Source organism: Bacillus sp. ISL-7, assembly GCF_018613065.1.
The window spans coordinates 1-24,040 of sequence record NZ_JAGGQW010000054.1 but is presented as its reverse complement, the minus strand read 5'-3'; the positions used below and the strand labels follow the sequence as shown (position 1 = coordinate 24,040).

Below are 24,040 nucleotides of genomic sequence, written 5' to 3'. Positions count from 1 at the left end.
TCCCAAATATTTTATCCAGTACAATAGTAAAAAATGACAAAAAGGAGCCTGTTTGACAGACTCCCCCTAATAAAAACACCAATTATATTCTACATTATTTTATAAAATTATACTTTGGATGTAAAGAAAATCTTTTAACTATTAAAGCCCCAATTTTTTAATAAAATCTACCGTTTCCTGGTGCTCAGGTTTAACTAACTTATATAGTCCTTTATCCTTCCTTACAAGAGGAGTTCCTGACTCATCAGCAATGGGTCTTGTTAAAGATGTCCCTTTTACTACCCTCCACGTACTATTGATTTTTTGGATTCTGAGATCAATAATCCCAAGTCTGCTTCCAAAAGCCCCTGCCATTACAACAGGCTTTCCATTTATTTGCCCCATTTTTATGTTGGTATTGGGAGAATTTTCATAAACAGGTCCTGGAAAGACACTATGTGAATGTCCAGCTAACACGGCATCAATTCCAGGGATTTTTGTTAAATAATAGACAGCATTTTCTGATTCAGCATTATATGGCTCGTAGCTGATTCCTGTATGGGCAAGGGCGACAATGATATCCGCTCCTTTAGACTTCATGATTGGTATAAATTCTTTCGCTGTATCAACAATCGGTTTTGCAGTAATCTTCCCTTCAAGATTCGCCTTATCCCATTTCATTATTTGTGTTGGCATAAATGAGATGACCCCAATCTTTAGTTCATGTTTTCTTCCTGTTTGGTCAACCACATTCCTTTTTAAAATAACATAGGGGGTAAAATAGGGTTTATTCTTTTTAACAGAGAAAACATTTGCATTGATGACTGGCATCTTGGCACCCTTTATGGCGGCATTTAAGAAATCTAGTCCATAATTAAATTCGTGATTACCAATGGCAATCGCATCATAGTCCAAAAAATTAAAGGCACGATAAACTGGATGTATTTTTCCCCTATGAATTCCCCGAATTCTAGCTAAATACTCTCCAAGGGGATTTCCCTTAAGGTGATCCCCATCATCAAACAATAAAGAATTTTGGACTTCATTCCTTGCAGTACGGATAAGTGTTGCAGTCTTTACAAGTCCAATTCGGTTGTCTGCTTTTGTTTGATAATAATCATAATTGATTAAAGATGCATGCAAATCGGTTGTTTCTAGGATACGTAAATCAACTACTCCTTGTTGATTTGGCGTACTCTCTGCAATAGACAAAAAGGAAGTTTGCGAAAGACATATAAGAAAAAGGATAAGAAGAGTTTTTTTATGCAAATAGAATACCTCCTTCAGAATCTGGCTTTAAAGGTATTCTTAGTATTCATACTTCTAATTGAATTATGATTCTTTTTGACAATCAAGGAAATTAGGCTGGCTTTTTACTTGATCTATGTAGTCTTTTATTTTTTTTGCCAAAAAACCACCAGTTCCAATCACCAAGCAGCTTCATCAAGGCTGGCACCAAGACCATTCTTACAATCGTCGCATCAATGAAAATTGCTATGGCAATTCCCACCCCTAATTGCTTAACTGGCATAACCCCAGTAAAAGCAAACGCACCAGTAACGACAATCATAATGGCAGCGGCTGAGGTAATAATTTTACTGGTATAAGTCAAACCAGAAATTGTAGCCTCACTATTATCTCCTGTTTTTAAATAGAATTCCTGTATTCTCGAGATAAGAAATACTTCGTAATCCATTGAAAGACCAAAAACAAGTGTAAAAACAAACACAGGTAAAATTAAGGCAATATCAACTGGTGTGATTCCTAAATGACCTTTCTGGAAAATCCAGACAACAATTCCGAAGGTGCAGCCCAGGCTTAACACATTCATAAGGATGGCTTTCAATGGAATAAGAATTGAGCGGAAAGCTGCCATTAATATTACAAACGTAGAAATGACAATCAATAAGAATCCATAGGGAGCTTTTTGGAATATTTCTGAAAAAATTTCTTGCTCAAATTTTATGGGTCCGCCAAATGAAGCTTTTAAGCCTAAATCTTTATTCGACCAATCAGCTACCCATTGTCTTGCTTTAGAAGAATGTTCGCCTGTTTTTAAATACACCTCTATAAGCAGTTTATTATCTCTAATATAGTAATCATAAATAGGAGCCATCTTGGCATTTTTTCCAATGGTGAGGACTTGATAAAGTTGGTCCACATCCTGTAATCCTGTGGCTGAAAATGGTGAGTTTATAGAATTTACGAGCTTGTCGTTATCAAGTTTTTTTATCACTTCACTTACTTTTTCAAGATTGTTTTTTTCAATAATGCTGCCTTTTGTTTCTAGGATCATCGTCACTTTTTTCTCATCGCGCTGTTCTTTTGGTACGAAGTGATCCTTAAATACTTCCATGGCAGTTCGTGACGGGTAATTTGGCGGCAGAGATTCAGTACCAGGAATTGCTAAAACCATTTGTTTAAGAGGTATCAATCCTGCCAAAAGAATAACAAGGGCTGCAACTGTCATAAGAATAGGGCGCCTCATCACAATTTTAGCAAATCGGTACCATATGCTTGTTTTCTCGTCTGCCATGGGCAGTATACTTAATTTGTTGATCTTGGTTCCCAATATGGCAAGCAATGCAGGAAGAAAGGTTAATGCACAAACAGCAGAAATTAACACTACGGTCATCCCGCCTAGCGCAACATTTTGAAATATATCAATTTTGATAAACCAAAGAGCCGATAAGCCAATAAAAACACAAAGGCCAGAAAAGATGATGGATCGTCCCGCGGTTGATACTGTTATTTCAAGTGCAGACTGAATGGATTTGGTTTTTAGTTCTTCTTTATATCGATTGATAAACAATAAAGCAAAATCAATACTTAGTGCCAACCCGATCATTGGAACAATATTTAATATAAAAATGGTTAAATCAGCACCATAACTAAAAAAGTAAACGGTTCCCATTGTACATAATATCGAAACAACACCGATAACAATCGGAAGAGAGGCAGCAACAAGACCTCCGAACGCTAGGATAAGAACGATTAAGGCAATCGGCAAACCGATCATTTCCGCTTTTGCTAAATCTTCCTGACTCGCAGTATTTAGGTCTTGAACAATAATGGGTTCACCAGTCATTGTGACCTTTAAGCCCTTTTTATTTTCAAGTACATCTTTTAATTGGTTAATTTCTTTTCCAAGACTCTCCGCTTTCTTGTTAAAAGTAAGAAGTCCATAGGCATAATTATCCTTTACCATCCCGTCCTGCTCGAATGGAAGAATCATTTGTTGCCTATCATGAATAGCCGTTATTTTATCAAATATGTCTTGAATGAACTTCCTGAAATTCTCATCACTAACCGATTTATCTTTTTCGAACACAAGGATAATGGAAGATTTAGAATGTCCAAATTCTTGTTCGAGGAGTTTACGTGTATGATTGTATTCGCCTTTATACTCAAAACCATTTCCGCTAAGAACTGTCGGTAATTTTAATGCAAAAAATCCTAATAATAGGATCACTAAAATCCAAAATACCAGTACCCATTTACGTTTAAGGTATATATATCCGCCTAATTTCTGCAATGTATCGCCTCCTTAAAAGGAATCATTTTCCTTATTTCAGTATACAGAAGAACTGATGATTAGCGGATGACTTTTACATGTCTTTTTGTATTGTCAACAACTCAGATAAATATCTTAATAAATGTTCCCCATATTAGAAGATGAAAATTCACCGTCCTATTAAAGCCCACTTTTAAATATATTGAAATTAAATTCAAAATGTTGTTTACAAATGTAAACTATGAATGAAATCATTTGTTTTTTTTGTTACAATTAAGAAAATATTAAAACATAGGGTGATAGCAGTGGATCGTGAAAAATTAGCGAAAGTCATTGAAGCAGCAAAGTTATATTATCTATTGGATTATAATCAAAATGAAATTGCCAAGAAGCTCGGAGTTTCCCGCCCTACTGTATCCCGTCTATTACAGCAGGCGAAAAGTGATGGTATTGTCCAAATCAATATTTTGGATCCTACAGAAGATGTTGAGAATCTTGCGATGCAGCTTGAACAAAAGTTCAACCTTAAAAAGGCGGTTGTCGCTTCGATTCCACAATATGAAGATCACATCATAAAGAATTATCTGGGTGAAAAAGCTGCCGTTTATCTTGATGAAATTGTCAAGGATGACGACATAATTGGGGTGACTTGGGGAACAACTTTATACCATGTTGCGGTTGAACTCAAGCAGAAATTTGTAAAAGGGGTAAAGGTTGTTCAATTAAAGGGCGGTGTTAGCCACGCTGAAACAAATACGTATGCATCGGAGATTTTATATCTTTTTGGCAAGGCCTTTCATACAACCCCCCATAACCTACCGCTTCCTGCAATTGTCGATCATGTCGTTGTAAAACAGGCAATGGAGGCTGATCGTCATATTCGAAAAATCCTCGAGCTAGGAAGTCAGGCCAATATTGCTCTCTTTACGATTGGTCCAATTAAAACCGACTCTTTATTATTTCAGCTAGGTTATTTTACAGAAAGTGACTTGAAGTCTCTTTATGGAAAGGCAGTCGGTGATATTTGCTCGCGTTTTTTTGATGAATCTGGAGAAGTATGCAACGAGAGCCTAAATGAAAGGACACTGGGAGTAAATCTTAATGAATTAAAGAAAAAGGACCATTCCATTCTTGTAGCCGGAGGTCCGAATAAAATTGAGGGAATATACGGAGCATTAAAAGGCGGGTACGCCAATGTGCTCGTAACGGATCAATATACAGCACAATTCTTGCTTGATAAGAATTAAAAAAATCATTTTTTACATTTGTTCATAAATGTATTTACAAATGTTCAATGTGTTTGATATAGTTACATTGTGATAAATGCCATAAAATCTTTATATAAATTTACAGGGAACAGGGAGGAAGATTGGTTATGACTCAAAATGTTGTTAGGATGATTGATCATACATTATTAAAAGCAGATGCAACAAAAGAAGAAATTGGTAAATTGGTTGAAGAAGCGAAAAAATATTTATTTGCATCGGTATGTGTAAATCCTACTTGGGTAAATTTTGCAGCTAAAATGCTTGCAGATACCCCAGAAGTAAAAGTATGTACAGTCATTGGTTTCCCGCTTGGGGCAACTACATCAGAAACAAAAGCATTTGAAACAAAAAATGCCATTGAAAACGGTGCAAATGAGATAGATATGGTGATTAACGTCGCTGCGCTTAAAGATAAGCAGGATGATTTGGTTGAAAGAGATATCGCTGCAGTTGTGGGTGCTGCAAAGGGAAAAGCATTGGTAAAGGTAATCATCGAAACTTGCTTGTTAACTAAAGAAGAAAAAATAAGAGCATGTGAAATTTCTGTAAAAGCTGGGGCAGACTATGTAAAAACTTCTACTGGTTTTTCAACAGGCGGTGCAACAGTCGAGGATATTCGCTTAATGCGTCAAACAGTCGGACCTGAAATTGGCGTAAAGGCTTCTGGTGGGGTTCGCAGTCGTGAAGATGCAATTGCAATGGTAGAAGCTGGAGCAACTCGCATTGGTGCAAGTTCTGGTGTTTCAATCAGTAAAGGTGAGCAATCTTTAAGCAATTACTAAAAATACTATTGTGAGGTTCATTTGATGAGAGACGTAATAATGGCATTAATTGCCGGATTAATAGTTGGTATGTTGTTTAAATTTTTAAAGCTTCCGTTACCTGCACCTCCAGTATTTTCGGCTGTCGTTGGTGTTTTCGGGGTGTACTTTGGCGGCGTCCTGATTGAATGGATTACAAAAATAGTTCAGCATTAAATTTCCTTGGCGGAGTGTGAACATGATGGAAAAAAACGACTTAATCGTTGAAGCGAATAAAGCGAGAGAGTTTGCTTATGCACCATATTCAAAATTCAAAGTTGGTGCAGCCCTATTATCAAAAGATGGTCAAGTTTATCATGGTTGTAACATTGAAAATGCTGCATACAGCATGACGAACTGTGCTGAACGAACTGCTTTATTTAAGGCATACTCTGAGGGTGTCACACAATTTGATTCGCTCGTTGTTGTAGCGGATACTGAGGGGCCAGTTTCACCTTGTGGGGCTTGCCGTCAGGTAATTTCAGAACTTTGTGATGCAGAAATGGAAGTAGTGCTAACAAACTTAAAGGGTGATATTTTAAAACTCAAAGTAAAAGACTTACTTCCAGGAGCATTTTCACCTAAGGATTTAAATAAATAAATAAAAGAAGTTTATCCTTTTCTGATAAACTTCTCAGACTATCGAAAAACTTTCGATAGTCTTTTATTTTATTCTCTTTCGTTAAAATTAATTCAAAGAGTTAAATTGTTAAAAAATATTAACAAGAAACCTCGTGTTTTCTATCTACTTAAGGCGTTTGGAATTGAAGGGAAACGTCTCTCCAGGTCTCATATATTCTATACTTTCAATTTGTGCCCAATACTGAATAATAATAAAAAGCTTAGTTAAACTAACAAAAGGAAAATACTGGACAAATCCAATGTGACATGCAAGCCCTTAATCCGTAAAAGAAATGAATTGAGTAAAGGAAGGTTGTTCCTAGATGAATGAAATTGAATTGTATGGCACGATCTTTTATGACCCCGCTACAAACCAATGGAAGGGATCAGGTACGGGGTGGTGGATTGAGAAGACGGATGAGAATGTGGCAAAGATTACGTTTGAGGAGCCAATTACATTTGATCCGAGGTTACCATCAAAAACAAATAACTATAGTCTTTCCATCAGTAATATCAATGAAAATGGTGATGTGGATACCTATAATGTAGACGAAGACGGCTTTATTATGATTTGGAAGGATTATTCAAATGAAACTTGCATGGCTTCCTTTCATGTGGTCGGAACCAAAGTCTGCTTTGTACCGAATGACAGGGCTCTCGTTACGGAAGAAAGCGTGGCTGACATCTATGCAGCAGAGCTTTTATTTAGCTATGAAGCAAAGTATGGAGTTATTACACTGATGGGTTCCGGAACTATATCATGCAAAAAAATCGCAGAGGAAAAGTTAGATATCCTAAGTACCCATGAAAAGAAAATTAAGGATCAGCTGGAGAATCAAGAGGACTCATTCTGCAGGAAGCTGCTTCAGCACAAATTGGACATGACAAAGCTCAGGATGGACCGCCATAAAAGAATCATCGAAAAAAGTACAAAGTATTGGGATTCTGCTTTTAAGTTCGGGGAGTTATGGGGACATTATTCTGCAAATCAACAGGAAAAGGCACTAGGCGGATGTTATGTACCACTTTGTACAGGCGGAGGCCCTGGAATCATGCGGGCAGCAGCCCAAGGAGCAAGAAACCAGGATGCCCATGTCATTGGGATTGACTGTCAATTTGGTATTGACAACTTTTTCAATTTAAAGGATACATACTCTGTCACCTCGAATCAGCGGCTAAGAATGAATAATTTCTCAATCAGGGAGGGTGTTCTCATTAATTATTCCCATGTCATCCTGTTCTGGCCTGGAGGATTTGGTACGGCATGGGAAGTTTACGAAACCCTATCAAAAATTCAAACCAATCACCTTCGAAGACATCGAACCAAGGCCATTTTTGTCCATGCTGAGTATTGGCAGCCCCTTTTCAATTGTATCAACCATATGCGTGAGCATGGTGCCATTAACAGCTATGGGGACCGTATTAAGATACCTGGTATAGACGATCAATTACCAGATGAGGCCTATCTTGCAGAAGTCGCCAATGGTCCGGAGGAAGCCTTCGAAAAAGCACGTGCGTTTGTCGAAGAGCTATATCGAAAAAATCAATTAACATTAAAGGCATAGATTCCAAAAAGCTTCATTTACTAATTATGAATAAAGTAGGGAAGCCTCGAGAAAGGTTTCCCTACTTTAATCAATTCCCTATATATTGTAGCAGGCGAAACCCAGGTAGGTTCTTCACTTTTCTTAAAAGTCATTCTTTAAGAATGATAGCAGCAATTGCCTAACTTAATTTTTGCCGATTAACATTGGGTCTTCCACATTTACGACATTATCTCTTTAAATGTGTTATACAATTTATTATTGACAAACAAAATGTGACATACTATTATAATATTAACAAATAAAAAACGCTTACATTTTAAGAAATTAGAATTGTCTATCTTATAAAATTCAAACAAAAGGGAGTTTTTCTAATGGGAACTATCATTTGCCAAATTTGCAATAACACAATTGATCATTTTGAGAATGAGAAAGTATCAACTTTGTACGGACAATGCACTTGCTGTGATAAAAAACAAAAGAAGACTTCTAAATAATTCAAGGATAAATCAATACTATAAAAGCCGTTCTCAAATGTTGAGAACGGCTTTTATAGTTAATAAATCATCAAATATATGGTATTTTTTCTCAGGATAATAACCAAATATTTAACTAAAAAAGAAACAAAACCCCTTTTTCTTCAGATAACTTTTTGAAAAAGGGGTTTGTCTACACTCTGAACCCATCAGATTTATCTGATGGGCTTTTAATTGCTGAGAATAAGTATTATGCAACTAGAAATATTCATTATCTTAAATAACTTCTTTTTTTCATTCCGATCATAGACCTTTTCTGGAGTAATAAATGTTTAAAATCGCCAATCGGGTTCCATTAAAGGGCCATATTTCTTGAATAAGAGAAGGAATTATTAGAAAGTGAAACGAAGCTCTAAGTTGTTCAATTAATGGCAGGATTGTGGAGGAACAAATTTGAATAAATTCTTCATTTCAGTAAGGGGAGCAAGTGGAAGAAGTGTCTTGTTTAGGCTTTTTGGATATTATCGGTTTAACCAACAATTTCAACTTGTTTTGTATTTTTCCGTAGGATTATGTAGTTCTTATTATAAATTAAACCTAAAGTATTATTAAAGGGAATGTGAAAGCGCTTAATATTTAAATTTCTGGTTTATAGTTTATGACACGTATAAAATCCCGATCGTCCATGGAGGGAGAATATTGAAAAAAAGGATCGTTTCATTAGTATGTTTTACAGTTTTAATAAGCTTTATCGTTCATTTTTTGAAAGAAGATGAGAAGCTTAAAGTGGTAGTTGTTGCGAAAAGTTTAGACTTAGAGTATTGGAGAATTTTTGAATCAGGAGCTAAAAAAGCGTTTAATGATTTTGATATAGATGGTCAAGTGATTGCACCTGATTCTATCTATCCTATTAGAAATGAAGCTAATATATTGAAAAAAGTTTTAAGACAACATCCGGATGCACTGATCGTGACTCCCATGCACCCCTCCGTTACCATTCCAGTATTGATGGAATATAAGAAAAATAACATTCCCGTATTATTTGCTGGTAGAGACGCTGACTGGAAAGACAAAGTCACTTATATAGGAACGGATCACTTTAAATTGGGCATAATGGCAGGAGAGCTGCTAGGATCCATGCTGCAGCCAGGGGATCAAGTATTAATTATTCATGGAACTTTAAAAGATTATGCTGAGGTGGAGCGGTTAAAGGGAGCGAAGGAGGTTTTAGGAAAAGCCGGAATCGAGATTGCCACAGAACAGTTAGGAGAAGATCGATTTGGAAAGACAATATCTGTAATAGAAAATATTTTGAAGAATCATCCAGATATCCAAGGTGTATTTGCTACTGACGATTTAATTGCCCTAAATGTATTAAAAACAGCAGAAAAAGAAGGTTTGATAATTCCTATAGTTGGAGCGGATGGCATTACAGAAATGTTGGAAGCTGTTGATGCAGGAAAACTGAGCGCTACAGTGACGCAGAATCCTTATGATATGGGGTATTTAAGCGTAAAACAAGCAATAAAAGCAGTTAAGGGGGAATATGTCCCAAAAAGGATTGATAGCGGGGTTGATATTTTAACCCAAGACAGCGCAAAAGACAGATTAGCGTTTCTAAACAATAGATTATATAGCAGAATTGAGAAATTCAAACATTTTTTATATGAACTGTACAAGAAGTTAAAGGGTGATACATATTATACATGATAATATGCATCACCCTTTATTTTTTATGACTTTTTACGAATTAGGTCTAGATAACTGATGCAACCTTTTAAAAGTTGAATCGGAGAATAGTCTTGACGGTTCTCATTTTATTGAAGTAGCTACTACTATTATTTTATAGTACCTTACTTAAGAAAGCTTTAGTTCGCTCATGCTGAGGTTTACCAAATAACTCGTTTGGCTTATTTTCTTCTACAATATATCCTCCATCCATGAAAATAACACGGTCTCCAACTTCACGAGCGAAGCCCATTTCATGGGTAACAACGACCATGGTCATCCCTTCTTTAGCTAGTTGCTTCATTACCTCTAAAACATCTCCGACCATTTCAGGGTCAAGTGCCGATGTGGGCTCGTCAAAAAGCATGATTTTTGGATTCATTGCAAGTGCCCTTGCAATGGCAACCCGTTGTTTTTGTCCTCCGGATAGTTCTCCCGGATAACTGTTTGCTTTTTCTCGCAGTCCTACTTTATCAAGTAATTCAAGCGCTATTTTTTCCGCTTCGGCTTTCTCCATTCTGTGAATTTTAATAGGGCCCATCGTGATATTTTCTAAAACCGTTTTATGTGGGAATAAATTAAATTGTTGAAATACCATCCCAACTTCTTGCCTAACTTTGTTTATATTGATCTTCGGGTTAGTAATATCATGTCCATTAATGACAACCTCTCCGCCTGAAATTTCCTCCAGGCGAGTTAAGCACCGGAGAAATGTACTCTTACCAGATCCAGATGGACCTATTACACAAACAACCTCTTTTTCTTGTATTTCTGCGTTAATGTCTTTTAATACTTCTATGTTTCCAAAAGATTTTCTTAAGTTTTTAACAGAAATAATACTCATCGAAGCTGAATTCTCCTTTCGACGAAATTAGCAAGCACGGTTAATAAATAAATAACGATAAAGTAAATGACTCCTACTGTCAGCCAAATCTTGAATGCTTCAAAGGTTGCCGAAGCTTGAATTTGTCCTTGCTGCGTTAAGTCTGCTATTCCAATAACGGATAACAGAGAAGTATCTTTTAAGCTAATAATAGACTGGTTTGTAATAGTAGGAAGCATTCTTCTAAATGCCTGAGGAAGCACTACATATCTCATCGTTTGTGCACTTGTAAAACCGATAGATCTTGCTGCTTCTGTTTGCCCTTTATCAATGGATTGAATTCCTGCTCTTATGATCTCTGCAAAATATGCCCCTGTATTGATAGCAACGGTGATTATTCCCGCTGTTGTACTATTTAAAGAAATCAACTGGAATGAATTTATACCAAAATAAATAAAAAACAATTGAACAATAAAAGGTGTTCCTCGAATCGCATCAACATACACCTTTGCCACCCAATTCAGGATCTTGATTGGTGAAAGTCTTAACAAAGCAACTACTAAACCAATTAAAAATCCTAAAATAATAGCGATAACAAAGATATAAAGTGTGACTTGAAGTCCTTTTAATAACATAGGTAAAGCTGCAGCAATTATGTCCATCCTTTTCATCCCCTTTCAAAAAGAAAGCGCGCCTTATAATCTTGTTTTTTTATTCACCAAGATAAGATTTTACGATTTTATCATATGTTCCATCTTTTTTAAGCTCTTCTATACCTTTGTTAATTTTTTTCAAAAGATCCTGGTTTTGTCCTTTTAATACAGCAATTCCATATTGGTCTCCATTTAAACGGTCACCCACGATTTTTAAACCAAGGTCTTTTTGGGCAATTGCGTAAGAGATTACAGGATAATCTTCAATAAGTGCATCTGCATTTCCGTTTGCTACTTCCTGGAACATTGCAGGACTATCGTTAAATTGAACAACTTTTATTCCTAGTTTAGCAGCATTATCCTGTGCATATTTTGCACCAGTTGTCCCTTTTTTTACTGCTACAGTTTTTCCTTTAAGGTCATCCGCTGATTTAATATTAGAATTATCATTTTTTACAATGACTGTTAATCCTGCATCGAAATAAGGTGTTGAAAAATCTACAATTTTCTTTCGTTCATCCGTAATACTCATTCCTGCAATAGCAACGTCCAACTGATTAGCTTGCATGGCAGGGATAATTCCGCCGAAATCCATTGGAGAAAGTTCGATTTTAAAACCTTGGTTTTTTGCAATGGCATTGATTAAATCGATATCGATACCTTTATACTGATCTCCTTCTTTAAATTCAAACGGAGGATAAGTGGTATCTACACCAACTTTATACACCTTATCATTGTTTTCTTTGTCGCCTTCTGTCTCTTTACTGCCACAAGCTGCGATAAAGATGGTAAGGATTAAAAATAACATAAAAAAACCTAATTTCTTCATTTAATCCACTCCTAAATTTTTAATTATTCTTTTTATTTGAATATAAAGCGTTTACATTTTTTAAATATAGGATTTTTTGAAGGTTGCCCTTCGGATTCGATAAGAGGTGCGGACTCTCCATTTAATTGTGTACCACTCCTTTCATGGCCGCATACGTATTTGTTAAAGCAGTAGATGAATAAAGTTCATCAGAAAGCAATTCTTGAAAGGGACTTGATGGGCACCGGCAATGGTTAATGAAACGAGACTGTAATCAATTCTACTGATAACCTCATCACAGGTAGGTTTAGAAATTAGAAACTTACAAATATTGTTAAGTGCTTACATTTCTTCTCTCTAAACGTAGTTTTAATTTATAATAGGAACTACATAATCATACAGAAAACTACAAAAATCTACAGAAATAATTTTAAATTTTCAAAAAAGTAAGTCTATTTTACAAATTTTGGTGTATATACGAATACAGTTCATAGAATCTGCCGAGAGAATTAATTATCTAAATGATTTAATACTTGAAAAGAAGGGGGAAAAGGTGGCGATAACTTCAAAGACTTACCAATCTGTATTAATAAATAAGTAAGAAATCCATCTTATCAAAGGTGGCTTTTTTACTTTAGGGAAATTTAGTTTGAAGGATAGTCGGCCTTTTTTAGTTTTTATATTTCGACATTTTTCTGCATTCTAAGAAGTGTAACAAAATACATAAGAGATTAGAATCATAAAAAGTTTGTTGATTTTATTGACTTTGCCAGTCATTACCGTTGCTAGTGAGTATAATAATTTTTGTTAAGTTCAGAATTTGTCAAATCTTGACCTTTTTTTTAGCTTTAATCACTTTCATTTTATTTGTAAAATAAAAAAAAGTTAAAAAACATTTATAGGGATAACTAAATGAAATTGGATTTATAAGAGAAGTGGAATGAACAAAGAGTGAGAATTATTAGAATTATATAAAGGAGATAGAACAAAATGTATAAGTATACAATCTATGTAACACATAAAGGTAAAGTTTATCAAACCAACGTAATAGCTGCCAAAAATCAAACAGAACATGAAGTTTATCGTATAGCAAAAGAACAAGTTATGAAACAATGGGCAAATTAAATACGGGATCCTGGGATTAAAAGGATTTCGAATGGAACTTCCACTTGAGGAATATATTTTGGATAGCTTCCTTTACTTGAATATCCCGCTGCCAATAGCGGCTTTGAAGGATTTTATGAAGAATATTAATTATATATAAATTATAATAAGAGGAGATGGTGGGTTTATGAAGAATACTAATAACCTTACTATAGAGGAGTTGGAAAGACGTATTGCTCATTTTGAGGATCGTCTTACGGATTTTATTATTACCGAGGAACAAAGAGAGTTAATCAAAGAAAGGTTAAGGGAACTAAAGAACGCTAAAGAGTGCAAGGCTTCCTAAACTTTTTAAATAAAATAATACATATAAATTAAAGAGCATTATCTTTTTAAGATAGATGCTCTTTTTTGTAACCGCATTTTATTAACCTAGTCTATACCTCTCACCGACACCAAGGGAATACAACATAGTTGACATTATGTTGCAAAATTCCAATTGGAAGGTATTGTCATGGTAAATATTTTTGTGTGGTTCGCGGGGGAAGCCATCATTTTAGACTTCCGGCAGCTTGGAAGCATAGTCATCCTTTTACAATCCCCTCTTCAACAATCTGGCCCTTTTAATGGAATAACATGACTGGCGTTTTTAAACAACTTTATTGTCATTCAACATTAAGGCTAATTAACATGATACTGATTTTAAGAAGCAAAAAAGCCTGATCCTAATTGGATTCAGGCTTTTTACCTGTTCGTCAATATGTACCCTTACGAATAATATGAGATCTTAGTTGATCGTTAATTAGGACTGGATTATACTAAAGCAGGTCGTTTTTCATCTGCCAACGCTAATAAGCGCTCTTTCACTTTTTCCGCATTAACAAGCTTTTGCGAAACACCTGTTTCCATTGCTGCGTTAGCAACGGCTTCTGCTACATGAGCCGCCACTCTACGGTCAAATGGATCTGGAATCACATAATTAGCGTGAAGATCTTCATCTGCAATTAATCCGGCAATCGCATAAACGGCTGCCAGTTTCATTTCTTCGTTGATTTCTTTGGCGAAAACGTCCAAAGCACCGCGGAAAATACCAGGGAATGCTAATACGTTATTGACCTGATTTGGAAAATCAGAACGACCTGTTCCGACGACGAGTGCTCCAGCTTCAATTGCAATTTCAGGCATGATTTCAGGCACCGGATTTGCCATAGCAAAAATGATTGAACTATGATTCATTGAACGAACCATTTCTTTCGTGACGACACCTGGGGCCGATACTCCCACAAACACATCTGCTCCCACAAGAGCATCTGCCAATGTACCTTGTTTTTTTTCTTTATTGGTGATACGAGCCATTTCCTCTTTAAATGGATTCATTCCGAACGGGCGTCCTTCATAAATGATTCCTTTTGTATCACATAAAATGACGTCTTTTACACCCATATGCAGCAGTAACTTGACAATCGCCACGCCGGCAGATCCGGCACCGTTTGCGACAACGCGAATCTCTTCTAACCTTTTGTTTGCTAGTTTCAAAGCATTGATTAACCCAGCCGCTGTTACAATTGCTGTACCGTGCTGATCATCATGGAAAACTGGAATATTACAAATCTTTCGTAGCCGATCTTCAATTTCAAAGCATTGTGGTGCTGCGATGTCTTCTAAGTTCACTCCGCCAAAAGTCGGTTCCAATAATTTAACGACCTCCACAATCTTGTCCGGATCTGTTGTATCTAAGCAAATCGGGAATGCATCCACATCTGCAAACGATTTGAATAACAATGCTTTACCTTCCATGACCGGCATGGCAGCTTTCGGGCCGATATTCCCAAGACCGAGTACGGCTGTTCCATCTGAAACAACGGCAACAAGATTCCCCTTCATGGTGTATTCATACGCTTTGCTTTCATCTTCATAAATTTCCAAGCATGGATCCGCTACACCTGGAGAATAAGCGAGACTTAAATCTTTCGCATTACGTACTGGAACTTTTGAATGAACACCAAGCTTTCCTCTATTTTCCTTGTGCATCTTTAATGCTTCTTCACGTAAAGTTGACATACAATGTCTCTCCTTTTGTTTAATTTAATAGATATTTGTTTTAGTAAACAAAGAGTTAAAAAATTCTCAGACCTCTTGGTAAAGATCTTAAACAGTAGCTAAGCAACATAATGATCATTAAAGTAAACAACCTCGGAAAGAATCCCGTTAATTCCGGATAAATCTTATTGAGCGCTTTCATATTTGTTCTAAAAAAGGATAATTTTAATTTATAATAAGAACTACTAAAAACTACAAAAACTCACCAAAAAATAAGAATTTAAAAAAATGATTGTTTTAATACCAGTTAGTTCTTTGGGTTTAAGGACGGGAATTGATAATTCATTTGTAATAATCATAAAAACCACGAAATACATTCCAGGATAAAATGCCAGTCAATGAAATCTAAAACAGAATGGAAATCGATATGTTTTGGAAAAAAGTTTTCTGTAAAACCTTCTCTTATCACGCTCATTCGATGGGTAATGGAGCGGAAATCAACAGCCCAGTTAGCAGGGACAATCAATTAATAAAAATCGGATTTTGAATCAGACAAAATGAAAAATTGCCGAGAAAATGAACCTTTTCTCCACAATCTGAGAAGTTTATCCTTTTGTGACTGTAACAAGAATTGGCAGTTGCATATTTGTGCATAATAAACATAGTAAAAATAAAGGATGATACCATGATTTATATCTATAACGATTTTGGCGGGACACATACAACTTCTATAGCAGCGGCCTATCATTTAAAACGATTACCACAATCTGAACGGAAACTTACGAAAGAAGAAATATTAAATGTGAAATATTTTAATAAATTAACAAAAGACGATTTTGGGAAAATTATTTTCCATGGGATCGATGAAGATGGACATTCTGTATACACTATTGGACGGAAAAGGAACAAATATGTGGTTCCTGCATTAAAAGAAATGTGTTTATTGCTGCAAGAGAAGTTTAAATTTGATGAGAAAATTGTCTTCTCCAATACTTCACCAACGGTGCCTTTTGCAATGTCTATGGGGGGATTTTTCTCAAGAGGTTTAAAAATTGATTTTATCGGGGTGCCGTTATTAGTTATTGGTGCAAAACAATGCTGTGATAATATATATAGGTTGGTTGAAAATACAAAAGAAATAGGGAGAACTACGTACGCAGAAAATATAATCGTACTGGAGAATGAAATGTATAAATAGGTGGGGAGTTAACATGAAGAAAAAAATAGGTTTTATTGGAGCTGGAAAAATGGCTCAGGCTATGATAGGGGGAATTGTAAATTCACAAATGATTCCAAAAGAAAACATCATGGCTAGTGCGAATACAGAAAAAACGATTGAAATAATTGAACGAACATACGGTATTATTACTTCATTAAATAATAGGGACGTTGCTAGGTTTGCAGACGTACTCATACTTGCTGTTAAACCCGACCTCTATGACACTGTCATAAAAGAAATAAATAATGATATAAAGGAGTCTGTAATCATTGTAACGATTGCAGCCGGAATTACATTAATAGATATTGAACAGTCGTTTGGATTCCAAGTAAAGGTTGTTCGAACAATGCCTAATACTCCTTCTGTGGTCGGAGAAGGAATGAGTGCAATTTGTGCAAATGAATATCTCTCCGAAAACGAGTTAAATGAGATCGAGAGTGTGTTCCACACCTTTAGTAAAACCGAACGTCTAGATGAAAAACTAATGGATGCCGTACCTGCAATCAGTGGTTCCTCACCAGCATATGTTTATATGCTAATAGAAGCTATGGCAGATGGAGGAGTAAGGCAGGGAATACCTAGGGATCAGGCTTATCGACTAGCTGCTCAAGCCGTACTGGGTGCAGCAAAAATGGTTCTTGAGACTGGAAAACATCCAGGTGAACTTAAGGATAATGTATGTACCCCAGGCGGTGCAACGATTGAAGCAGTTGTTACCCTTGAGGAAAAGCAATTTAGAGGATCGATATTGGCAGCAATGGACAGCTGCACAAATAAAGTAAAAAATCTTATATAAGCAGCAATTTCGGGATCCAATTTGATGGATCCCTTTTTTCTACATTCAAAATCAGGGGAATTCGACGAAAATTAGTATTTTTCGACACTTTCTGTATTTTACGCGTGACACATGGTTTTATTAATAATAAACTTTAGATTCATTCAAACTGTTAGAAAAAAAGGGAATAGTAAAAGCAATGAATCAAATACCGCGAAGGTCTGTTCATCATAAGGAAATGATCTTCAATCAGGGAGTAGAGCGTTTATGGGCTTAATTAATGAAATTACGAAAAAAACCTTGTTCATTTCGGTTATTGATGATGATGCGATTATTCGAACAATACTAATGAGAATACTCAAGGTAATGGATTTTAATCATTACGAACTGAACCTTGAAGCATTTGATAATGGTCTACAATTTTTTGAATCCAAGCGCTTAGCGGAAAAAGGAGATCATTTTTTAATACTAGATGGTGTCATGCCTGTCATGGATGGAATAGAAATCCTCCAGAAAGTAAAAAAAATAGAAAATAGAAGAAATATTCATGTCCTTATGTTGACAGGGAGAAAAAGTGAAACGGACATTGAACGTGCATTAAAGCTTGGAGCAGATGATTATATGACCAAGCCTTTTAGTATTAAAGAACTTCAATCTAGGATAGAACGGTTAATCAAAGGGATGAAATAGAATGCTGAGAAATGAGTTATTTTTCCTAACAATTCTAACGATAACCATTTTAGGGTTATTAATGGTTTTACTAATATACTTAACGATAAGAAAAGCAATAGATATTAAAAACAGAAAGGCGATTGAACAATATATAGAAAATTATCAATCCATCCTTTTCACGATGCTTATGGAGGGAGGATATTCTAGGGGAATGATTCCTAAATCAGTTCTTGAACGGAAAGCCACCGAAAAACTGCTAAGCATGTATAGTAAAGTTTTAGAGGGCGAGGATGAAAAGAAACGTTTATCAGAATTAGCATCCATGTATTTAGCGGAGTATTATCGTAAGCAGCTTAAAAGCAAAAAGTGGAGTCAACGGATGAATACCCTCTATCATATTGAGGATTTCAAACTAAGCCTACTTATCGATGATATACATAAGCTATCCCAGAAAAAACGAATTTCCCATGAAGAACTTATTCATACCTTGAGAATCCTAGCTTTATTTCAATATGAAAATTTATTTGAAATGCTGACAATCCACTACAATTCTTTATCTGAATTCGAGTATCGTAATATCTTAATGCGCCTCGAGCAACAACAATTTGAACAGTTTATTCTACATTTTCATAAAAGCAGCCCACCATTACAAAAAGCAATTCTTGATGTAATTTCGATGAAAAAAGAGATTAATTATCTATCTTTTCTTGAAAATATTTTTTCTACCTATAAAGGGGAAATCAAGCTGAGAGCCTTAAAGGCATTAACGGAAATTGGTTATGTAAAAAATTCAGATCCCTATTTAGAACTTTTATATTCCACCAAGTGGGAAGAAAGAATGGTAGCCGCTAAACTTGTGGGTTCATTAAAAGAAGTAAAAGGTATATCGAGATTGATTGAACTTTTACATGATCAAACATGGTGGGTTCGATCGCAGGCCGGCCAAGCAATCTGTCAATTTCCAAATGGGCACGAGATTTTGCGTGAAGTATTTGAAACATCAAAGGATGCATTTGCCAAGGACATGGCTTGGGAATGGCTTCATAAAGGGGTATAAATAATGATAATTTTACACTGGGGAGATGTTGTAACTGCTTTTGCTTGGTTTATTTCAGTTTATATGGTAATTGTCATTTCTTTCTACTCCGTTATTTTGGTTATTTCCTTTTTCCAGCTTCGGAAGGAATACCAACTAGACAGAGTTCAAGCTTATGAAGATTACTCGGATGAATTTTATACCAAACCTGTTTCAATTATCGTACCTGCATACAATGAAGAAGCAGGTATTGTTCAGAGTGTACGCTCATTATTAAGTGTTAATTATCCTACATTTGAAGTGGTTGTGGTGAACGATGGGTCAACTGACCATACGCTTGAAAAAGTGATTGAACACTATGGTATGAAGGAAATAAAAAAAGTGGTTAGAAAACAGGTGGAAACAAAACCAATTGGCAGGATTTATCAGTCAGACGTTTTATCAAATTTGTTTCTTATTGACAAGGAAAACGGGGGAAAAGCGGATGCGCTTAATGTCGGTCTTAACTTTTCCCATTACCCTTATTTTTGCTCTTTAGATGGCGACTCAGTTCTTGAGCCAGATGCCTTTTTAAAGGTGATGAAGCCTATAATAGATTCAAATGAAGAAGTTGTTGCCTCAGGTGGGAGTGTTCGAATCGCGAATGGCTGCCAAATCATAAACGGACATATTCAAAAAATCGGGTTATCCAATAAACCATTGGTCGTAATGCAAATCATCGAATATTTACGAGCTTTTTTGATGGGGAGAATTGGCTTAAGCCGTCACAATCTTTTATTAATTATTTCTGGGGCGTTTGGTGTCTTTTCCAAGCACTGGGTGATTGCTGCAGGTGGTTATAAAACAGATACGGTTGGGGAAGATATGGAATTAGTCGTGAGAATCCATAGACTCTTAAAAGAAAAGAATACAAAGAAAAAGATTGTGTATGTTCCTGACCCTGTTTGTTGGACTGAGGTTCCTGAAGACATTAACTTCTTACGAAGGCAGAGGAGACGCTGGCATAGAGGACTATTTGAAAGTTTATGGACTCATAGAAAGATAACATTTAATCCAAAATACGGATCGATTGGTCTTATATCTTTTCCATACTTCTGGATTGTTGAATTTTTGGGTCCAGTTATTGAATTATTAGGATATCTTTTTATGATCCTTTGTTTATTTTTGGGCGGGATCTATGTTGAATTTTCTATTTTGTTATTTCTTCTTTCCTGTTTATATGGGTCTATTTTTTCTATGACTGCTGTTCTTTTTGAAGAATGGAGCTTAACAAGGTATCCTAAAGTAACAGATATCATCAAGCTATTTTTATACTCTTTAACTGAAACTATATGGTACAGGCCTATGACTGTACTCTGGCGATGTGAGGGAATATGGCAAATGATAATCGGGGATAGAAGTTGGGGAGAAATGAAGAGAAAAGGTGTTTCCGAATGAAAAAACCCATCAATTTAATCATTTATACAATTCTATTTTTTATTATTTTGACATGCCCTTTTTGGTTATGGCAAATTCAGCCTGTGAAAAAATTAAACGTATTAATTGTCGACAAGACTGTGCCAAATCCTTCCTACAGAGAACATAAGGGGCTTGTTTGGATATTAAACAATGCTAAATATTATAAAAATGGACAAAGACCTTATTCGGTGATCGATGACTATAAGGGGTTTGAACCAAAAGAAGGACAGAAATATACGATTGCCCCCCTTCCTAAGGACTTAAAAAAATATGATGTTTTCTATTTAACAGACCAATACGGGGTTTATAAAGAAGAGTTTTTCGGACAGAATCTGTCGGGAAAAAGGTCCGAAAAAATATACGGCGGACTTAAACCAAGCGAAGTCAATCTAATTGAAAAAGCACTTATCCAGTCAAAAGGAAAAACATTAATAGCTGAATTTAATACCTTTGCGAGCCCTACATCAGAAACCGCCAAAGCTGAGATTTCTAATTTACTAAATGTAGAATGGTCTGGCTGGATTGGACGATTTTTTTCGGACCTTAAAAGTACGGAAGTACCTGAATGGGTAAAGGAGAATTATGAGGAACAAAACAAGAAATGGTCCTTTACTGGTGAAGGGTTCGTTTTTGTCAGTAAAAATAATTATGTAGTTGTCATAGGGGAAAAGGATGTTCATGATGAGGGGCTTCTTTTTCAATTAACAGATAAAGGAAAGAAACATTTTACACGTGATATTCATGGGAGGTATACCTATTGGTTCGATATTATTGATGCTAAAGATAAGGATGAAATAATAGCAGCTTATCAGCTGCCAATATCAAAGAAAGCAAAGGAAACGCTTAAAAAATATGGGATCCCAACCCATTTTCCTGCAGTTATTTATCACGAAAATGCTAAGTATTCCTCCTATTATTTCTCAGGAGATTATGCAGACGAATCCGAGGTTCCTGAAATTTACCAAACAAAGGGCCTGGATACATGGAAAAGGAATGTTGGAGCAAAGAATTCTTTTTATTGGAAATCATACGTTCCAATGATGAAGGACATCTTAGAAAATGGATTGCACCACATTGCAAATCAAGAAAAAGTAGAAGTGGCAGACCGTGATGGAATAAAGTCAAATAGCCAAACAGGAGATTCCTATATACAGGTTCAAAAGAATGGAAAATGGGAGAATTTGTTAATCAAGGGCGTGAACATGGGGATTGGAAAGCCAGGATATTTTCCTGGGGAGACGGCAATTACCAAGGAAGAATACTTCCGATGGTTTAAAGAAATTGGCGCAATGAATGCCAATGCCATCAGAATTTATACTCTTCACCCGCCACAATTTTATGAAGCCTTTTATGAATATAACCAAATTGCTAAAAAGCCGCTCTTCCTATTTCACGGTACATGGGTTAATGAGGAAAATCTCATCCAAACCCAAGACGCTTTTGCCAAAGTTAATCTAGAGGATGCGAAGCTGGAAATTAAAAATATGATAGATATAATCCATGGAAAGGCTAAGCTTCCTATGCGGTCTGGTCATGCTTCTGGAGTTTATAAATATGACATTTCAAAATATGTCCTCGGAATAATTGTCGGCACAGAATGGGATCCTGCTATGGTTATGAACACAAATGAAAAGCATTCAGCTATCGGTCAATTTACAGGGGATTACTTTAAATCGGAAAGAGCAAATCCCTTTGAAGTCTGGCTGGCTGGTTTAATGGACTATGCCGCTGATTATGAAGCCGATAAATACATGTGGCAGCATTCGATGAGTTTTACTAACTGGTTAACCACAGATATGTTAAAGCATCCTGCTGAACCTCTTGAGAATGAGGACATGGTTTCGGTTAATCCCAATCATATTATAGCGTCCAAGTTGTTTTCTTCAGGTTTATTTGCATCCTACCATATATATCCATACTATCCTGACTTTCTAAACTTTGAAGAATCGTACCTTAATTATGTTGATAAGACTGGGAAGAAAAACAATTATGCCGGCTATCTGAATGAACTGCGTGCTGCCCATCAAATGCCAGTACTTGTTGCTGAATTTGGTGTGCCAGCTTCTAGAGGCTTAACCCATAAGAACGCTTATGGGATGAACCAAGGGTTTCATTCGGAAGAGGAACAAGGGAATATTAATAATTATCTATATCAATCGATTGTTTCAGAAGGCTATATGGGCGGGCTTGTCTTCGCCTGGCAGGATGAATGGTTTAAACGGACATGGAACACGATGGATTTTGATAACCCAGACCGAAGACCATACTGGAATAACATGCAAACAAATGAACAGCATTTTGGTTTAAAAGGTTTTGAACCAGTAAAAAAGGAACAAGAAATCATTGTTGACGGTGTCTCTAAGGATTGGGACTTAGCTGGAGTTAGGAATAGTTATCTTACAAAAGATAAGAAAGATACTTTAAAGGAAGTTCGGTTTTCTTCGGATCATGGGTATTTGTATTTTCTTCTAAAATATATTCGTCCCGTTGATTTTGGTAACCAAGGAACTTTCCTATTACTCGATACCATCAATAAGCAAGGGCAAACTAATATACCATTAGCAGGTAAGAGTTTTATTAAAACAGACTATGGAATTGATTTTTTAATAAAACTTACAGGAACTAATAATTCCAGAATCATGGTTGATAGCTATTATGATACATTCTATTATCAATATGCTCAGCTTTTGAAGATGATTGAGGAGCAGCCATATGCTAAACAAAAGGATAATGGAGTGTTTCATCCCATTAGACTTGCTCTTTTTAAGAAATCAACTATTCCGTCCACAAAAACAATTATTCCATTTGAGAGCTACGAGACGGGAAAACTGAAGTTTGGGAATGCGAATCCAAAAAGTAAAGAATTCGATTCATTAACGGATATAAGTATAAGTAATGATTTGAAGGTTATTGAAGGTAGAATTCCATGGCAGCTATTAAATGTGAAAGACCCTAGTTTAAGAGAAGTAATGGGAAATGTGTGGGAAAGTGGTTTGGCAAGCAGCATTGAAACAAGCGGAATTAGGGTGGCTATTGTGACAACAGAGAATGGGAAGGCCCAGCAGACATTACCTAATATAACTAATAATCAGCTGCATCAAACCGATTCATTTTTCTACAGTTGGAAAAAGTGGGAGGAGCCAGCCTTTTATGAACGGTTGAAAAAATCTTATGGAATCATGAAAGAGGCCTTTCGAACGACGGAAATTAAGGATGGGAAGAATACAAATTAAAACGCTGGCTCAGAACCAGCGTTTTTTTAAAATTCCTTATTTTAATGGCTGTGTTAAAAATTATTGTTGATTTTTCTAACCCTGTTGATTGGATTGGAAGGCACGAGACTCCTGCGGGACTAGCAGGTCAGGGTGAGACCCCACAGGCGCGAATGCGAGGGCACTGAAAAACTTACGTTTTTATTTTTTATGGTTGAACAAAAGACAAAAAAAGCAACTTTCTTCCGAAATAGAAGATAAAGTTGCTTGTTCCCCTTGGCTATTCTTATTCCTTTTCATTTAGAAGCTT

21 protein-coding genes are annotated in these 24,040 nt (G+C 36.0%); 15 read left to right on the top strand and 6 right to left on the bottom strand.

What is annotated here, in order from left to right; all coding sequences use genetic code 11:
- Positions 1–141: 141 nt before the first annotated feature.
- Entirely contained in the window at positions 142–1,248 is a 1,107-nt protein-coding gene (locus tag J7E66_RS22160) for a metallophosphoesterase (RefSeq protein ID WP_215003869.1), read from the bottom strand.
- 91 nt (positions 1,249–1,339) lie between these two features.
- On the bottom strand, positions 1,340–3,514 hold the full coding sequence (locus J7E66_RS22155) for an MMPL family transporter (RefSeq protein ID WP_215003868.1): 2,175 nt from the start codon (positions 3,512–3,514) through the stop codon (positions 1,340–1,342).
- A gap of 284 nt (positions 3,515–3,798) precedes the next feature.
- On the opposite strand from J7E66_RS22155, the gene J7E66_RS22150 reads away from it, so the two are divergent.
- The 7 genes from J7E66_RS22150 (at position 3,799) to J7E66_RS22120 (ending at position 9,912) form a co-directional block, all read left to right on the top strand.
- Positions 3,799–4,740, top strand: coding sequence for a DNA-binding transcriptional repressor DeoR (locus J7E66_RS22150; RefSeq protein ID WP_215003866.1), 942 nt, complete (start codon positions 3,799–3,801; stop codon positions 4,738–4,740).
- A 128-nt stretch (positions 4,741–4,868) separates the two neighbouring features.
- On the top strand, positions 4,869–5,543 hold the full coding sequence (gene deoC / locus J7E66_RS22145; RefSeq protein ID WP_215003864.1) for a deoxyribose-phosphate aldolase: 675 nt from the start codon (positions 4,869–4,871) through the stop codon (positions 5,541–5,543).
- Positions 5,544–5,567: 24 nt separating this feature from the next.
- Positions 5,568–5,738, top strand: a complete 171-nt coding sequence (locus J7E66_RS22140; protein ID WP_215003861.1) for a DUF1427 family protein — start codon at positions 5,568–5,570, stop codon at positions 5,736–5,738.
- Between the two features lie 25 nt (positions 5,739–5,763).
- The gene (locus J7E66_RS22135; protein WP_215003940.1) at positions 5,764–6,162 is read left to right on the top strand and encodes a cytidine deaminase; all 399 of its coding nucleotides are present in this window, start codon (positions 5,764–5,766) and stop codon (positions 6,160–6,162) included.
- A 343-nt stretch (positions 6,163–6,505) separates the two neighbouring features.
- On the top strand, positions 6,506–7,747 hold the full coding sequence (locus tag J7E66_RS22130) for an LOG family protein (RefSeq protein WP_215003859.1): 1,242 nt from the start codon (positions 6,506–6,508) through the stop codon (positions 7,745–7,747).
- A 353-nt stretch (positions 7,748–8,100) separates the two neighbouring features.
- Positions 8,101–8,223 (top strand): GapA-binding peptide SR1P, encoded by a 123-nt coding sequence (locus tag J7E66_RS22125; protein ID WP_215003857.1) that lies wholly within the window; start codon positions 8,101–8,103, stop codon positions 8,221–8,223.
- A 678-nt stretch (positions 8,224–8,901) separates the two neighbouring features.
- Positions 8,902–9,912, top strand: coding sequence for a sugar ABC transporter substrate-binding protein (locus tag J7E66_RS22120; protein WP_215003854.1), 1,011 nt, complete (start codon positions 8,902–8,904; stop codon positions 9,910–9,912).
- A gap of 133 nt (positions 9,913–10,045) precedes the next feature.
- Here the strand turns inward: J7E66_RS22120 and J7E66_RS22115 are convergent, their stop codons facing one another.
- The 3 genes from J7E66_RS22115 to J7E66_RS22105 are packed head-to-tail and all read right to left on the bottom strand — an operon-like array spanning position 10,046 to position 12,235.
- The gene (locus J7E66_RS22115; RefSeq protein ID WP_251033081.1) at positions 10,046–10,774 is read right to left on the bottom strand and encodes an amino acid ABC transporter ATP-binding protein; all 729 of its coding nucleotides are present in this window, start codon (positions 10,772–10,774) and stop codon (positions 10,046–10,048) included.
- Positions 10,771–11,415, bottom strand: a complete 645-nt coding sequence (locus J7E66_RS22110; protein ID WP_215003851.1) for an amino acid ABC transporter permease — start codon at positions 11,413–11,415, stop codon at positions 10,771–10,773. The genes J7E66_RS22115 and J7E66_RS22110 overlap by 4 nt, the downstream gene beginning before the upstream one ends.
- 49 nt (positions 11,416–11,464) lie before the next feature.
- Positions 11,465–12,235, bottom strand: coding sequence for a transporter substrate-binding domain-containing protein (locus tag J7E66_RS22105; protein WP_215003849.1), 771 nt, complete (start codon positions 12,233–12,235; stop codon positions 11,465–11,467).
- Positions 12,236–13,204: 969 nt separating this feature from the next.
- Between J7E66_RS22105 and J7E66_RS22100 the strand changes: the two genes are divergently transcribed.
- Both J7E66_RS22100 and J7E66_RS22095 read left to right on the top strand, forming a co-directional pair.
- Entirely contained in the window at positions 13,205–13,339 is a 135-nt protein-coding gene (locus J7E66_RS22100; protein WP_215003846.1) for a BA3454 family stress response protein, read from the top strand.
- Positions 13,340–13,505: 166 nt separating this feature from the next.
- Positions 13,506–13,664, top strand: a complete 159-nt coding sequence (locus J7E66_RS22095; RefSeq protein WP_215003844.1) for a hypothetical protein — start codon at positions 13,506–13,508, stop codon at positions 13,662–13,664.
- A gap of 467 nt (positions 13,665–14,131) precedes the next feature.
- Here J7E66_RS22095 and ystJ read toward each other — a convergent pair whose 3' ends face one another.
- A complete protein-coding gene (gene ystJ / locus J7E66_RS22090) occupies positions 14,132–15,379 on the bottom strand; it encodes an NADP-dependent malic enzyme (RefSeq protein WP_215003842.1) in 1,248 nt (415 codons plus the stop codon).
- Between the two features lie 664 nt (positions 15,380–16,043).
- On the opposite strand from ystJ, the gene J7E66_RS22085 reads away from it, so the two are divergent.
- From J7E66_RS22085 to J7E66_RS22060, 6 genes are all read left to right on the top strand, one after another.
- On the top strand, positions 16,044–16,556 hold the full coding sequence (locus J7E66_RS22085; protein ID WP_215003840.1) for a DUF3189 family protein: 513 nt from the start codon (positions 16,044–16,046) through the stop codon (positions 16,554–16,556).
- Between the two features lie 13 nt (positions 16,557–16,569).
- On the top strand, positions 16,570–17,373 hold the full coding sequence (gene proC / locus J7E66_RS22080) for a pyrroline-5-carboxylate reductase (protein ID WP_215003838.1): 804 nt from the start codon (positions 16,570–16,572) through the stop codon (positions 17,371–17,373).
- A 246-nt stretch (positions 17,374–17,619) separates the two neighbouring features.
- Positions 17,620–18,042 carry a response regulator gene (locus J7E66_RS22075; protein WP_215003836.1) on the top strand — a complete coding sequence of 141 codons (423 nt, stop codon included), beginning with the start codon at positions 17,620–17,622 and terminating at the stop codon, positions 18,040–18,042.
- Position 18,043: 1 nt separating this feature from the next.
- On the top strand, positions 18,044–19,081 hold the full coding sequence (locus tag J7E66_RS22070; protein WP_215003834.1) for a HEAT repeat domain-containing protein: 1,038 nt from the start codon (positions 18,044–18,046) through the stop codon (positions 19,079–19,081).
- A 3-nt stretch (positions 19,082–19,084) separates the two neighbouring features.
- A complete protein-coding gene (locus J7E66_RS22065; RefSeq protein ID WP_215003831.1) occupies positions 19,085–20,497 on the top strand; it encodes a glycosyltransferase family 2 protein in 1,413 nt (470 codons plus the stop codon).
- Positions 20,494–23,751: a hypothetical protein gene (locus J7E66_RS22060; RefSeq protein ID WP_215003829.1), complete on the top strand. Its 3,258-nt coding sequence runs from the start codon at positions 20,494–20,496 to the stop codon at positions 23,749–23,751. The genes J7E66_RS22065 and J7E66_RS22060 overlap by 4 nt, the downstream gene beginning before the upstream one ends.
- Positions 23,752–24,040 lie beyond the last annotated feature (289 nt).

Coding starts and splice junctions, on each gene's coding strand:
- deoC (WP_215003864.1), top strand. CDS start 4,869: ATGACTCAAAATGTTGTTAGGATGATTGATCATACATTATTAAAAGCA.
- J7E66_RS22140 (WP_215003861.1), top strand. CDS start 5,568: ATGAGAGACGTAATAATGGCATTAATTGCCGGATTAATAGTTGGTATG.
- J7E66_RS22135 (WP_215003940.1), top strand. CDS start 5,764: ATGGAAAAAAACGACTTAATCGTTGAAGCGAATAAAGCGAGAGAGTTT.
- J7E66_RS22130 (WP_215003859.1), top strand. CDS start 6,506: ATGAATGAAATTGAATTGTATGGCACGATCTTTTATGACCCCGCTACA.
- J7E66_RS22125 (WP_215003857.1), top strand. CDS start 8,101: ATGGGAACTATCATTTGCCAAATTTGCAATAACACAATTGATCATTTT.
- J7E66_RS22115 (WP_251033081.1), bottom strand. CDS start 10,774: ATGAGTATTATTTCTGTTAAAAACTTAAGAAAATCTTTTGGAAACATA.
- J7E66_RS22110 (WP_215003851.1), bottom strand. CDS start 11,415: ATGGACATAATTGCTGCAGCTTTACCTATGTTATTAAAAGGACTTCAA.
- J7E66_RS22105 (WP_215003849.1), bottom strand. CDS start 12,235: ATGAAGAAATTAGGTTTTTTTATGTTATTTTTAATCCTTACCATCTTT.
- J7E66_RS22100 (WP_215003846.1), top strand. CDS start 13,205: ATGTATAAGTATACAATCTATGTAACACATAAAGGTAAAGTTTATCAA.
- J7E66_RS22095 (WP_215003844.1), top strand. CDS start 13,506: ATGAAGAATACTAATAACCTTACTATAGAGGAGTTGGAAAGACGTATT.
- ystJ (WP_215003842.1), bottom strand. CDS start 15,379: ATGTCAACTTTACGTGAAGAAGCATTAAAGATGCACAAGGAAAATAGA.
- J7E66_RS22085 (WP_215003840.1), top strand. CDS start 16,044: ATGATTTATATCTATAACGATTTTGGCGGGACACATACAACTTCTATA.
- proC (WP_215003838.1), top strand. CDS start 16,570: ATGAAGAAAAAAATAGGTTTTATTGGAGCTGGAAAAATGGCTCAGGCT.
- J7E66_RS22075 (WP_215003836.1), top strand. CDS start 17,620: ATGGGCTTAATTAATGAAATTACGAAAAAAACCTTGTTCATTTCGGTT.
- J7E66_RS22070 (WP_215003834.1), top strand. CDS start 18,044: ATGCTGAGAAATGAGTTATTTTTCCTAACAATTCTAACGATAACCATT.
- J7E66_RS22065 (WP_215003831.1), top strand. CDS start 19,085: ATGATAATTTTACACTGGGGAGATGTTGTAACTGCTTTTGCTTGGTTT.
- J7E66_RS22060 (WP_215003829.1), top strand. CDS start 20,494: ATGAAAAAACCCATCAATTTAATCATTTATACAATTCTATTTTTTATT.